Below are 250 nucleotides of genomic sequence, written 5' to 3' on the forward strand. Positions count from 1 at the left end.
CGGCAGTGGCGGCAACGGCGGCGGCGGCAGTGGCGGCAACGGCGGCGGCGGCAACGGCGGCGGTCACGGCGGTGGCGGCAATGGCGGCGGCGGTCACGGTGGTGGCAATGGCGGCGGCGGCGGCAACGGCAGTGGCGGCAACGGCGGCGGCAGTGGCGGCAGTGGCGGCAACGGCGGCGGCGGCAACGGCGGCGGCGGCAATGGCGGCGGCGGCAATGGCGGCGGCGGCAACGGTGGTGGCGGCAACGGC

1 protein-coding gene is annotated in these 250 nt (G+C 80.4%); it reads left to right on the top strand.

Going from position 1 to position 250, the window contains the following annotated elements; translation table 11 throughout:
- Positions 1-250, top strand: a 250-nt coding sequence (locus NCS03_RS31375; RefSeq protein WP_250530515.1) for a hypothetical protein, incomplete at both ends; no start/stop codon positions are given.

This window comes from Caballeronia sp. ATUFL_F1_KS4A, from assembly GCF_023630905.1.
Lineage (GTDB): Bacteria > Pseudomonadota > Gammaproteobacteria > Burkholderiales > Burkholderiaceae > Caballeronia > Caballeronia zhejiangensis.